Origin of the sequence: Mycobacterium terramassiliense, assembly GCF_900157385.1 — a bacterium.
Classification (GTDB): Bacteria; Actinomycetota; Actinomycetes; order Mycobacteriales; family Mycobacteriaceae; genus Mycobacterium; species Mycobacterium terramassiliense.
Map to the genome: position 1 here is coordinate 1184148 of NZ_LT717701.1, position 12829 is coordinate 1196976.

Genomic DNA, 12829 nt, shown 5'->3' on the forward strand with positions numbered 1-12829 from the left:
AGATGCCAGCCCCAAAAGTCACTCGTCGCGATCTCTTTGTCTTCGCATGTACCTGGTGCCTCGAGGTTGGCGTATCCACAGGTCGCCTTTGCCCGCGGTGGGGCCGGCAGTGATCAATTGTCGTTTGAGCACTTTGTGTGTCGCTGTGGTGGGCAATTCGGTTGCTATCTGGATGTAGCGCGGCCACGCCTTGGGCGACAGGTCCGGTTGAGCGGCCAAGAAGTCGCTGAATTCGTCCGGTGACAGGGTCGTGCCATCGTGGAGGACCACGGTCGCCATGATCTGGTCGCCGACTCGACCGTCGGGGACGGCGTATACCGCGACGCGGCTTATCGCCGTGTAGCGCAGGATGATTCGCTCAATTGGCGCTGCGGCGAGGTTTTCTCCGTCCACTCGCATCCAGTCGATGGTGCGTCCAGCCAGGTAGATCCAGCCGTCAGGGTCACGGTAGGCCAGATCACCCGACCAGTACATGCCGTGCCGCATTCGGTCGGCCTCGGCGCCGGGGTCGTTGTAATAACCGGTGAAATATCCAGTGCCGGTGGTGTTGACAAGTTCTCCGATTGCGTCGTTGGGGTTGAGAAGGAGTCCGTGTGAATCGAAGCGCGCGACTGCGCATTCGGTGAGTGACTCGCTGTGGTAGATGGCCACGCCGGGGAAGCCTTTGCCGATCGACCCAGGTGGCGTTCCTGGCTCGCGCACGACGATGACGGCGTTTTCGGTGGATCCGAACGCGTCTTCCACCGTGACAGCGAATCGGCGACTGAATTCATCGATGTCTTTTTCGTTGGCCTCGTTGCCAAAGGCCGTACGGAGCGGGTTGTCTGCGTCGTCGGCTCGTTGGGGGGTGTCCAGGATATAGGCCAGTGGCTTGCCGACATAGTTCATGTAGGTCGCGTTGTAGTGACGAATATCGTGGAGAAACTTTGATGCCGAGAACTTCGCCGGCGCCATCGATGCGCCGGAGACCAGCGCCGGGGCCCAGCCGGCAACTACGGCGTTGGAGTGGAACAGCGGCATCGACAGATAACAGGTGTCGTTACCGGTCAAGCCGAATCGCTCGACGAGCGCCTGACCCGACATCAGCACCATCATGTGTGAAACGCGGACAGCTTTCGGATTGCCACTGGTGCCGGAGGTAAAGATCATCATGAATGGGTCGGTTTGGTCGGACGTCTTGTAGGGAGTGAACGTGCCCTGATCGCTGATGATTTCGGACCACTCGTGCGTGGAAGTGTCCAGGACACGGGTGTCACCGAGCGTCAAGCCCTCGAGCAGCGGTCGGTGCTCGGCGTCGGTGACAACGATCTGGCAGTCAGAGCGGCTGATGTCGGCGGCCAGCGCCTCCCCGCGCCGGGTGGTGTTCAGTCCGCACAGGACATAGCCGCCGAAGCCGGCCGCGGCGATCTGGTTCAACATGTCCGGTGTGTTTCCCAGCAGGGCACCGATGTGCAGTGGGCGCCTGTGGTCGGCCAGCGCGAGCAATCCGGTGGCGTGCCGGACCGCCTCGTGCAGGTGTTGGCTCCATGTCCATTGTCGGTCAGCGTATTTCAATGCCGTTGTTTCGTCGTTCATGCGGGCCAGCAGGAGCTGCTGGATGGTTTGTATTCGGGTCATCGTCTTCTTTCCGAGGTCTTTGTGATGACGGCCGGCCAGGACAGTGCTGAGGTCGGTTTGGTCCAGCGCTGTGGTGGTGAGGTGAGTCAGTAGGCATCAGCGGTCGGGTCGGGCTGATCAAAATCCGTTGGGCGAGCTGGCCGACCTCCTCAAGGATCGATGCGGGAATCGTGGCCAGACGCCCGAAAGCCCTGCGGCCGAGCCGATGAAAACGCATCGCCCATCGTGCTGCGACTTCATCAAACGGATCGCTTCTCGGCTCAACTAGAAGCCGCCGTCTACGTGCATCGTTATCACGTGTCTCCACTGCTGGGGCAGCCGCCCAGTGCCGCGCCGCGGGAAGCCGCGGTGGGCTGTGGAGATGGTGTCGGTTCGGCGATCTTGACGACCGCCTTGCCGATGTTGGCCCCGGTTAACATCCCATTGAGGGCATCGACGCAGGACTCAATGCCAGAGAAGACGTGCTCGCGGTGCACGAGCTGTCCTTGTTGCTCCCATCGCTTGAGGGCAGCGAACGCCTCATCGAATCGATCCCACTTATCTAGGGTGTTAAATCCCTGCATGAGCGCGGTTTTGGAAAGCAGATTGACGTAGTTGGCCGGACCCGGGTGGTGTCCGGACAGGTAGCTGGAAATCACGCCGCACAGCACGACCCGGGCGTGTGGGGCGAGCCGGCCGAGCACCGCGTCGAGGATCGGGCCGCCGACGTTATCGAAGTACACGTCGACACCACGCGGACAGTGTTGTTTCAGAGCATTTCCGAGCTCGCCTGCCCGATAGTCGATACACCCGTCGAACCCGAAGTCCTCGATCACTGCTCGGCATTTCGGTGGGCCGCCCGCGATACCGATTACGCGGGCGCCAGCGACCTTGGCGATTTGGCCCGCCAGCGAGCCGGTGGCGCCCGCGGCGGCAGAAACCACAACGGTTTGGCCGGGTTGGGGCTTGCCGATATCCATCATCCCGAAATAGGCCGTGGCCCCAGTCCCGCAGTACACCGAGATCATCGACAACTGATCAGCGCCCCTGGGCACGGGTGTGGTGAAGAGGTCGTCGCGGATGAGCACGTACTCCTGGAAGCCGCACAACGTGGCGACGACGTCGCCGACCTGGTAGGCGGCACAGCGGGATTCGACAACCTCGCCGACTCCGGCAGCGCGAACGACTTCGCCTGGCTGCACCGGTGGCAGATATCCTGGGCGGTCGTCGAGCCAGGTGCGGACGGCGGCGTCGACGCCGACGTAGGTGGTTCGCACTAGCGCCTCGCCGTCGACGGGTTGGGGCGCGGGATGACTCGCCAGTTCGGTATCACCGGGCTGCAGCAGCCCAGTCGGACGTCGGCGCAGCACCACCTGGCGGTTGGGGTGTTGGGCCACGGGGGCAGACCTCCGGTTTCTTTGGCTAGTGGGATGCGGCGGCGGTCTCCGGGGTGTCGCCGCAGCAGGATCTGTGTCAGACGATGCGCATCTGCACACTCGACAACACGGGGGCATTTTGCCGGTCAGGGGCGGTGACCGTGGCGATGATCTGGTCGTCCTCGGTCCAGATGTCGACGCACAACGTTTCGCCGGGAAACACCACTCCGGCGAATCGTGCACCGTAGGAACGTATTCGGCTTACCCGCGAACCGAGTACCGTATCCGCGATGGCTTTGCAGGTCATGCCGTAGGTGCATAGGCCGTGCAAGATCGGGGCGGGAAAGCCGGCAAGAGCGGCGAAGTCGGTGTCGCTGTGCATGGGATTGCGGTCACCACAGAGCCGGTAGAGCAAGGCCTGCTGGGGCAGGGTCGGTACGCGCACGGTGTAGTCGGGTCTGCGATCCGGCGCGTTGACAGTTGTGGATGGTCCGCGCTGTCCGCCGAATCCGCCTTCCCCGCGGGCGAAAAGGGATTGCCGTTCGACCCACAACGGGACGCCGGCGGGATCGGTCACCGTCGTTTCGTGCACGATGACTGCCGCCGATTCTTTGTCCCAGATGTCCGCGACCCGGGTGATCGCGCGCCCGCGGCCCGCAGCGGGCAGCGGGGCAAGCACTCGTACCTGCTCGCCGGCGTGCAGCACGTTGGCCAGCGCGATGTCGATACCTGGAAAGCTCACGTTGGGCGGCTCGGTGGCGTGAAACCGCGCCGCCACGCAGCCGAAGCTGGGAAGCACCTGTGGGGTGTCATCACAGACGTAGCTCAGCTCGCCGGGATCGGTGGGGTCAGTGCCTGCGCCCAATGCGAGGTTGTACAGCTGCACATCGCTGCTGGCCCAACTGAATTCGACAGGCGGCAGCTCCGCGCCTAAAGCGACCTCGAGATGGATCATGATCGAACCCGAGTGTTTTCCCGAGTGTTTTCCATCAGCCGCGGGGCGCTGCTGCTGGCCGCGACCGACGGTTGACTCAGCGTGTTAAGCCATCCCGTGACGTCCTCAACGAACCACGCTTCGGCAAGTCGATTGTGCTCGACGCGGTAGAACCCCATGCCCGCCAGCTGCCAGCGAATCCCGTTGGCGGATATGCCAAGGAAGTCAGCAGAAAATGTGGCGCGGCTGACGAAGTCCGCGGCAAGAAGACAGTCTTGTGCAATGACCCGGTGCACGTCGACGACCAGGTCAGGAAACGACGCTCGGTAGAGCTTGACGCCCTCGATGTAGTCAGCTCGGCCGCGCACTTCGGCGCCACTGGCATGGTGCACCAAAAAATCCTCTTCCAGGAGCAGCGACCACTCGTCCCAAGCAGCGCGATTGAGAATGTCGTAGTGGCGGCGCACGATATCGCAGGACACGGTCATGGTCAGAGACCGGCCGCCAGCGACGCGCCGAACGCAGGCATGCCCGCTTTCATGATTGCTGCCATGTTGTCGGCAGCCAGATTCTCAGCGCCGGCGTCCACCCACGCCCATGAGCGCACCGCGGCGTCGGCACGGCCGTTGAAGCGGGGCATCACGTACTGGGCAAACAGTTCGAGGCTGCGCTTTGTCGCCGCTGGATTCGCCCATTCGTGGCCCATCATCAAAAAAGTGCCGAACCCGCCGGACTGCTCGTCGAGTTCCTGAAGACGTTCGATGGCGTCATCGGGGGTCCCGATGATCGCGATGCGCTGCTCATCGTTAGACCGCAGGATCTCCTCGACGGTTGTGCCAGAAAACATTCCGCCCGGGATGACATGGTGGAAATACCGAGCGAACGCCACGATGCCATGTTCGATGTCACGGCGGGCCTGCTCGCGCGTGTCGGCGAGGTGGACAGGACCAACGCAGCGCCAGACCGCGCGGTCAGCGACATGACCGTGAGCTTGGGCTGCCGCCTCATATTCGTCCCAGTGAGCGCGCAGCAGCCCAAAGCCCGCCGGTGTGGTCGCCGCCAAAGATAACAGCCCAGCTCCATAGGAACCGGCCGTTCGAGGACCGGTGACTGAAATAGTCCCTGTGACAGCGAGTTCCAGGCCTTGGCCGCTGAACGGCGTCAGATGCAGGCGCGCCTCATCGAGTGTGAACCAACTCGCATGCGACACCGTCTCACCGTTCAACAGGCGCACCACGACGTCGAGTGCCTCCACCATCCTTGGCCTCAACTCGTCGGTCGGTATCCCCAGCATCCGGGCATCGGAGGCAAGTTGTCCGGGACCGCAACCGAACATGACTCGCCCCCTGGTGAGATGATCGAGCAGGGCGATGCGGTGCGCCACCGTCAGCGGGTGGTGATACGGCAAGGAGACAACGCCAGTGCCCAACCTGATGTGGCGAGTGCGTTCGGCCGCCACCGCAAGCACCAACTCCGGGCAAGGAATGATTTCGAAGCCACCCGAATGGTGCTCACCCACCCACACCTCGTCGAATCCAAGCCGGTCCAACTCCACGATCAAGTCAAGGTCACGTTCTAACGCGTAGGTCGGGTCTTGCCCCGCCGGGTGCAGGGGAGCGATAAATGATCCAAAGCGCATGCCGTCTCCTGGGCCACTGATCCGTTCAATCCGATGCCTACAGTACGCGAGGCTATCCTCGTGTTAGGTGTTTGGGAACCACAATCGGAAGATCGTCCCATTCCAATGCACGGCGGATGGGCATTACCGTGCGAGCATTGCATGCAGTCCTGATCTCAACTGGGGGACACCGGTGTAGGCCAACCTAGCCAGCCCGGAGCCGGGCGGTAGCCGCCCCGATCGCGCTGCTTTGACGGCAACGAGCCACAGCTGATCAGGACACGAGAATATCCTCAGTATCAGCGCTTTCAAAGATCCTGCGAGAGTCGTGTCGTGCCGTGCGCTACAGGGGCAGCTGCGGCGGACACGGGCCTTTAGCCTCGTAGTAATGGCAGTGCTGCATTGGATATATCGGGAGGTAGGCGGGTCGTGGATGCTGAACGCCGATGTGATCGGCTGGCAGCGTGGCGGCGTTCGGTCATGAAACCTCGCGACCGCGCACCTCGGGCTACAGTTCTGCACGTGAGCCGAACTCTCCCCGATCTGAGGGTGCCCTCACAGATCGGGGAGAGACGACAGCCGTGCTACATCGTGAGGAAAAGAACTTTATGAGCGACGTGCGTACGGGCGTACGGCGCCCCGCGGTGCAAGCCCGTAGCCGCGCAACGATCGAGCGCATCCTGGTGGCGGCCGGCTACACCTTCGATGAGGTGGGTCTGGAAGCGGCGACCATGGAGGCGATCGCCGAACGAGCCGGTTCGTCGATCGGCGCGGTTTACCGGTTCTTTGGTGAGAAGCAATCTCTTGTCACGACACTGGCGCAGCGGTGCGAGCAACGCAGCACCGAAATGTTCGCGGACCTGTTTTCGGCGGACAGTCTCCGCCGCAGCAGCGATGTGGTGATCGCCGAGTTCATCGCTAACCTGCAGCGGCTGCTCGATGAAATTCCTGGCGCACGCGCCATCATGGCAGCGATGTTAGTGGGGCCAGCGGTCGAACAGATGTGGATGGCCCACGTCGAGAGGTTCATCGTCAATTACGCACCGCGGCTGAGCAAGTCGCGCCGACGCGTGGCAGCACACACCTACCATACGATCACTCTTGCGCTGCTCGCCTCACCGATACCTCCTGGAGCCTCGCTGAGCAAGCATCTGCAGGAGGCCCGCACGGTTTTGACCGGTTACATCCAAGCGCTTGCCGACGAGTCGCTGAGGGCAGGTACGGCCGCCGAGGTCCGACGGCGGTAGAGCACCTTGTTTGTGCAGCCGGCAAATCGAACCGACTCCGCCGACAGCTTGACGCAGGATCCCATGTGACCACGATTTCGAAAGGCCGCCATAGAGCGTAAGGACGCAGCGGCCCCGCCGGCGACGATCTGCATCAACCCGACTCAAGCAAATCCGCTCGGCATACCCCAACCAGTCAGCTAATCCGGTCGTAGTGAAGTCTGGAACTCCGATCTCGCTGCGGGCGAAGGGGATTGGGAGCGACCATGATAGTCAACTTGACAAAGTCGCCAACCCAGCTGACCATCCGGCAACCCGGCCCTCGATGCCCAGGCTAGGAGACGTGCAGCGCCGCCAGCTTGGCGGCGAGGTGCTCAACGTAGGCAGCCACGTCGTCTTCGGTGCGGTCGGGAAGTGCGAACAAGACCTCGGTCACGCCCAGTTCCGACCAACGCGCCAGCTTGTCGGCGTCGGGTTTGAAGTCTAGAGCGACGATCTGCGGCGGCCCATCGCGTCGCTCCGCCGCCCAAACATCCTGGAATAGCTTGACGGGCTCATCGATTGAGACGTCGCGCGGGGTGGTGATCCAACCGTCGGCGTTGCGGGCGATCCACTTGAAGTTCTTTTCCGTGCCGCCAGCGCCAACAAGCACCGGGATGTGCGGTTGTGCCGGCTTCGGCCAGGCCCAACTCGGCCCGAATTTGACGAACTCGCCCTCGTAAGACGCTTCTTCCTGAGTCCACAGCGACCGCATGGCTTCCAGATATTCCCGCAGTATCGTGCGCCGCCGCCCCGGCGGCACACTATGGTCGGCAAGTTCGTCGGTGTTCCAACCAAATCCGACGCCCAGACTGACCCGGCCACCGGAGAGATGATCCAGCGTCGCGATCGACTTTGCCAACGTGATGGGGTCGTGCTCCACGGGCAATGCCACAGCCGTTGACAAGCCCACCCGCGATGTCACTGCGGCTGCAGCACCCAGGCTCACCCACGGATCCAGCGTGCGCAGGTAGCGGTCGTCGGGCAATGATGCGTCACCGGTGGTCGGATGGGCAGCGCCCCGCTTGACCGGAATATGGGTGTGTTCGGGCACGTAGAAGGTGCGAAACCCATGGTCTTCGGCCAGCTTGGCAGCCTTGGCCGGGGTGATGCCGCGATCGCTGGTGAACAGCACAAGGCTGAAGTGCATGGCCCTCACCAACCCCCGGACCAGGTTGCACGGCATGACCGCCGAGCATGAGCATGATGGGAGAAGCTCCTGGACACCAGTCCAGGATACGAACGGGTAGACATCGCCCGTCAGGCGCCCTCACGGTGAGCGCTAGGCAAGGGACTCCGCCTTGATCACCGGGCCGTGCCGACACAGGGTATGACCACGCTGCTCACTCGTCGCATCACCCAGACTCTGGTTACGAAAATACTTCTGGCACAGGGCGGTATGACGGGCCCCGCGGCAGGCGAGTCTACCGAGCATGCGCTTGATGCACTCACGGCAAGCGCAAGGGCGAATGCGGGCACGCGCGGTGCGCATCCGGTGCCTGCTCAACGTTTGGGGGATGACAATTTGTCGTTCGTCGCCGCAGAGGGCAAGATTAAGCCCTTGCTGATAGACACCTGTCCAGAAGATTCATCGAGCAGTCCGCACCCGCCTTGGGGCCCGCGGGAGTTCTGGCAGCGGTGCAATGACGACATCCCGAATTCCGCCAAATCTCCGGTGCCCGCTACGTCCGCGAGGGCTCGACGTCGCGTCGGCGGGTGCGACCGCGAGGGCCGCGGTGCAGCCAGATCAGGTTCTATGCGTTCAAACGGCAGGCGCCGCGGACAGGGGTTGAACAGCGTAAGACGACAGCTATTTGGGCCGATCGTCAGCAGGCGTCCCAACGAGAAGCGAAAGGCCAGGTTATGAGCCAGATAGTGCGCGGCGTAATTGCCAGCAAGAAAGGACAGCCCGTGGAGGTTACCGAGGTCGTGATCCCCGATCCGGGCCCAGGTGAAGTGGTCGTGGGCGTCGTCGCCTGCGGGGTGTGTCATACCGATTTGACCTACCGCGACGGCGGCATCAACGATGACTTTCCGTTCCTGTTAGGGCACGAAGCCGCGGGCACCGTCGAGACCATCGGCGAAGGCGTCACCGCCGTGGCCCCGGGCGACTTCGTGATTCTCAACTGGCGCGCCGTGTGTGGGAAGTGCCGGGCATGCAAAAGGGGACGACCGCAGTACTGCTTCGACACCTTCAACGCTAACCAGCCCATGACATTAACTGATGGAACCCCGCTCACCCCGGCGTTGGGCATCGGCGCCTTCGCAGAAAAAACGCTCGTGCACGAAGGCCAGTGCACCAAGGTCGATGCCGGTGCTGATCCCGCCGTGGCAGGACTCTTGGGCTGCGGCGTGATGGCCGGGATCGGCGCAGCGATCAACACCGGCGGTGTGACGCGCGACGACACTGTGGCCGTCATCGGATGCGGCGGTGTCGGCGACGCTGCGATCGCCGGTGCGCGACTGGTCGGGGCGCGGCGCATCATCGCCATCGATACCGACAGCACGAAGCTGCAGTGGGCCCGCGAGTTCGGGGCCACCCACACGATCAACGCCCGGGAACATGACCCTGTGGAGACGATCCAAGAGCTGACCGACGGTTTCGGAGCGGACGTGGTGATCGACGCCGTCGGTCGGCCCGAGACGTGGAAGCAGGCATTTTACGCCCGTGACCTCGCGGGAACCGTTGTCCTGGTGGGTGTTCCGACGCCCGAGATGCGGATCGACGTGCCGCTGATCGACTTCTTCTCCCGCGGCGGCTCACTAAAGTCGTCGTGGTATGGCGACTGCCTGCCCGAGCGTGACTTTCCGACCCTGATCGACCTCTACCTCCAGGGCCGGTTACCTCTGCAGCAATTCGTTAGCGAGCGCATCAGCCTTGATGACGTCGAAGAGGCATTCCACAAGATGCACGGTGGGCAGGTCCTGCGCTCGGTGGTGATGCTCAAGTAACCGCCTTGCACACCATGCCTTCGCGTCTGCGCCCAGCGACCATGGTGAGCCCGGAAGTAGTCGACTTCGTTGTGGCGGTGCGGGCGTTCGACACCGTAACAAGAGACGTTCTAGGCAACGCTGCTCTCATCGATCGTCTTGTCGGCAGGGCAACGTTGCGCGCAGCACCGGCCGCAGACCGGGAAGCGGTGATCACCCTGCGCCAGATCCGGGGCGAGGTAATCAGCTGGCAGCCGATTGGCATCCGTTGCAAACCAGCCGCGATCAACAACTTCGCATGCCAGCTAGGAAGCGTTGTACCTGACCGGCATCCGCGAGAGCCCGTTGGTCAACGCGGCTCTGGCGCGGGTGGGTTCATCGATCATGCACAGATCCGGGATGTGGTCGGCGATGGCGTTGAGGATGATATCGAGTTCCATACGCGCCAGATTCGCGCCGATACAGTAGTGCGGCCCGGTACCGCCGAAACCGAGGTGCGGGTTGGGGTTTCGCTCGATGTTGAGCGTGAACGGATCCTCGAACACCTCCTCGTCGTAGTTGGCTGAGCCGTAGAAAAGCCCCACACGCTCGCCGCGCCGGATCGTCACACCGGCGATCTCGGTGTCACGGGTGGCGGTGCGTTGGAAGACGTTAACGGGGCTGGACCACCTGATGATTTCGTCGGCGGCCGTCACGGCGCGGGTGCGTTTATACAGCTCCCACTGCTCGGGGTGGCGCAGCAGCGCCTCCATTCCGAGTGCGGTCGCATTGGCGGTCGTCTCGTTGCCCGCTGTGGCCAGTAGCACGATGAAGTAGCCAAATTCAAGTTCACTGAGCTGGTCACCATCCTCCCCGGCGGTGACCAGCCGGGTGATGATGTCATCGGCGGGGTTTTTCCTGCGCTGCTCGGCCAGCACATAGGAGTAGCCCATCAACTCCACCAGGGCCGCGCGGGCATCCTCACCCTGCTCGGGATCCTCCGCGAGCATCATGGCGTTGGCCCAGTGGAAGACCTTGTCGCGATCTTCCTCGGGGAAGCCCACCAGATCGGCGATTGCTTTCATCGGCAGCCGGTAGGCGACGTCCTTAACAAAGTCGCCCTCACCTGATTGCGCGGCGGCCGAAACGATCCGATGCGCGGCGGCGGTCAGGCCCTCTTTGAGCGCGGCAACATTGCGCGGGGTAAACATCCGCGAGATCAGCTTGCGTAGCCGCGTGTGCACCGGTGGATCCGAGTTGTGCATCAGCGCCTTGGCGGCTTCGATCTCCTCGGGCGAGACGTCGTTCACGTAGCGCATGACACAGCCGTTGATGTTCGACGACCACAGCTGCGGATCGCGCGAGATCTCTCGGATATGACGGTGTTTAGAGATCACCCAGTAGCCGCCGTCGCGAAACCCGCCGGCCTTATCAGGATCCTGCTCGTTCCACCACACCGGAGCCGTGCGGCGCAGAGTCGCGAACTCCTGCAGCGGCAACCCCCGCAACCGCAAGTCGGGATCAGTGAAATCGAAACCTGCACCAAACGAGATCATCCCTTGATCTGTCGTCATGCTAGAACTCCTGTGACTGCCCGTTGCGCTCCAGTGGCCACCGCCACATCACGCCCTTGTCGTGAGTTACCTTACATCATGTAAAGTAAGCTGTGTTGAGTCCCGGGCAAGGTGGACAACATGTCAGCAGACCGTCTCGCGCAGCCCGGCTTCTGCCCAGCGATTCGGAACCATGGGTGCAACCACTTTCAGAGAGGGACAGCAATGAAGCTGGGACTTCAACTCGGATACTGGAGCGCCCATCCGCCGAGCAACCATGCCGAACTCGTCGCGGCCGCCGAGGAGACCGGCTTTGATGCCGTCTTTACCGCCGAGGCGTGGGGATCAGACGCCTACACGCCGCTGGCCTGGTGGGGCCGCGAGACCAGCCGCGTGCGGCTGGGCACCTCCGTGGTGCAGCTGTCGGCGCGCACCCCAACCGCGTGCGCCATGGCCGCGTTAACCCTCGATCACCTCTCGGGGGGCCGCCATATCCTCGGGCTAGGGGTCTCCGGCCCTCAAGTCGTCGAAGGCTGGTACGGCGCGACCTTTCCCAGGCCACTGGCCCGAACCCGCGAATACATCGACATCCTTCGGCAGGTGTGGGCCCGCCAGGCCCCGGTGAGCAGTGCCGGCCCACACTATCCGCTGCCGCGCACCGGCGCCGACACTACAGGGTTGGGCAAGGCACTCAAGCCCATCGTGCATCCGCTGCGTGCCGATATCCCGATCATGCTGGGCGCTGAGGGCCCCCACAACGTCGCGCTGGCCGCAGAAATTGGCGACGGCTGGCTGCCGATCTTTTACAGTCCGCGGCTCGCGCCGATGTACAACGAATGGCTCGATGAGGGCTTTGCCCGCCCCACCGCTCGGCGCGGCCGAGCCGACTTCGAAATCTGCGCCACCGCCCCGGTCGTCATCACCGACGACCGAGCGGCGACCTTCGAATTGATGAAACCCTACCTGGCGCTGTACCTGGGCGGCATGGGCGCGCAAGACACCAACTTCCACGCCAACCTGTATCGGCGCATGGGCTACGCCCAGGTAGTCGACGACATCACCAAATTGTTCCGCGGGGACCGCAAAGACGAAGCCGCAAAGATCATCCCGGACGAACTCGTCGAGGACACCGCCATCGTCGGCGACCTCAGCTACGTCGGCGAGCAGATCGCGAAATGGGAAGCCGCCGGCGTCACCATGATGCTGGTCAGTGGCAACAGCCGCGACGACGTCCAGCGGCTGGCCCAGCTCACCCACCATTCCCGCCAAGTAACCTCGTAAAAAGGCACAGCCCCGCGACGGCGCTGGTGGTGAGCATCGAAACCGCCGGTCAAGTTGGGACATGTTCGCGCTGCGTCGATGCCGCCCCGGCCCCGGCGGCCAACTCTCTACCGACTCGGTGGATGTCCTCGCCGGCGACCTCCCGCACGCGGCCGCCCGAACGCCACCAACGTCCGCTCCGCAGCTCGATGTCATTAACACTGAACCCGAGCCCACCACGACCAGATGAACGCATCCACCCATTCCGTTGGCACACAAGCGGGTCGAAACTCACCGGCCCAAACGGCATGTCGCCA

At 63.1% G+C, this 12829-nt stretch carries 10 protein-coding genes; 3 read left to right on the top strand and 7 right to left on the bottom strand.

The genetic code is table 11. The annotated features are described in order from the left end of the window. Positions 1–18: 18 nt before the first annotated feature. From fadD1 to MTAB308_RS20395, 5 genes are all read right to left on the bottom strand, one after another. On the bottom strand, positions 19–1617 hold the full coding sequence (gene fadD1 / locus MTAB308_RS20375; protein ID WP_077101588.1) for a fatty-acid--CoA ligase FadD1: 1599 nt from the start codon (positions 1615–1617) through the stop codon (positions 19–21). A gap of 293 nt (positions 1618–1910) precedes the next feature. Continuing rightward, positions 1911–2993: an NADP-dependent oxidoreductase gene (locus MTAB308_RS20380; protein ID WP_108637366.1), complete on the bottom strand. Its 1083-nt coding sequence runs from the start codon at positions 2991–2993 to the stop codon at positions 1911–1913. Between the two features lie 76 nt (positions 2994–3069). Continuing rightward, positions 3070–3930: a MaoC family dehydratase gene (locus MTAB308_RS20385; RefSeq protein ID WP_077101590.1), complete on the bottom strand. Its 861-nt coding sequence runs from the start codon at positions 3928–3930 to the stop codon at positions 3070–3072. Continuing rightward, positions 3924–4394, bottom strand: a complete 471-nt coding sequence (locus MTAB308_RS20390) for an ester cyclase (RefSeq protein ID WP_077101592.1) — start codon at positions 4392–4394, stop codon at positions 3924–3926. The genes MTAB308_RS20385 and MTAB308_RS20390 overlap by 7 nt, the downstream gene beginning before the upstream one ends. 2 nt (positions 4395–4396) lie before the next feature. Then, complete coding sequence (locus tag MTAB308_RS20395) at positions 4397–5545, bottom strand: LLM class flavin-dependent oxidoreductase (protein ID WP_077101594.1); 1149 nt, start codon at positions 5543–5545, stop codon at positions 4397–4399. A gap of 587 nt (positions 5546–6132) precedes the next feature. Here MTAB308_RS20395 and MTAB308_RS20400 point away from each other — a divergent pair. Continuing rightward, a complete protein-coding gene (locus MTAB308_RS20400) occupies positions 6133–6771 on the top strand; it encodes a TetR/AcrR family transcriptional regulator (RefSeq protein WP_077101596.1) in 639 nt (212 codons plus the stop codon). Between the two features lie 313 nt (positions 6772–7084). On the opposite strand, the gene MTAB308_RS20405 is transcribed toward MTAB308_RS20400, so the two are convergent. Further along, complete coding sequence (locus MTAB308_RS20405; protein WP_077104566.1) at positions 7085–7939, bottom strand: LLM class F420-dependent oxidoreductase; 855 nt, start codon at positions 7937–7939, stop codon at positions 7085–7087. A 713-nt stretch (positions 7940–8652) separates the two neighbouring features. Here MTAB308_RS20405 and MTAB308_RS20410 point away from each other — a divergent pair. Next, positions 8653–9741 (top strand): S-(hydroxymethyl)mycothiol dehydrogenase, encoded by a 1089-nt coding sequence (locus MTAB308_RS20410; protein WP_077101598.1) that lies wholly within the window; start codon positions 8653–8655, stop codon positions 9739–9741. Between the two features lie 284 nt (positions 9742–10025). Here MTAB308_RS20410 and MTAB308_RS20415 read toward each other — a convergent pair whose 3' ends face one another. Then, complete coding sequence (locus MTAB308_RS20415) at positions 10026–11273, bottom strand: cytochrome P450 (RefSeq protein ID WP_077101600.1); 1248 nt, start codon at positions 11271–11273, stop codon at positions 10026–10028. A 204-nt stretch (positions 11274–11477) separates the two neighbouring features. Here MTAB308_RS20415 and MTAB308_RS20420 point away from each other — a divergent pair, with 204 nt between their 5' ends. Continuing rightward, entirely contained in the window at positions 11478–12533 is a 1056-nt protein-coding gene (locus MTAB308_RS20420; RefSeq protein ID WP_077101602.1) for an LLM class F420-dependent oxidoreductase, read from the top strand. Positions 12534–12829 lie beyond the last annotated feature (296 nt).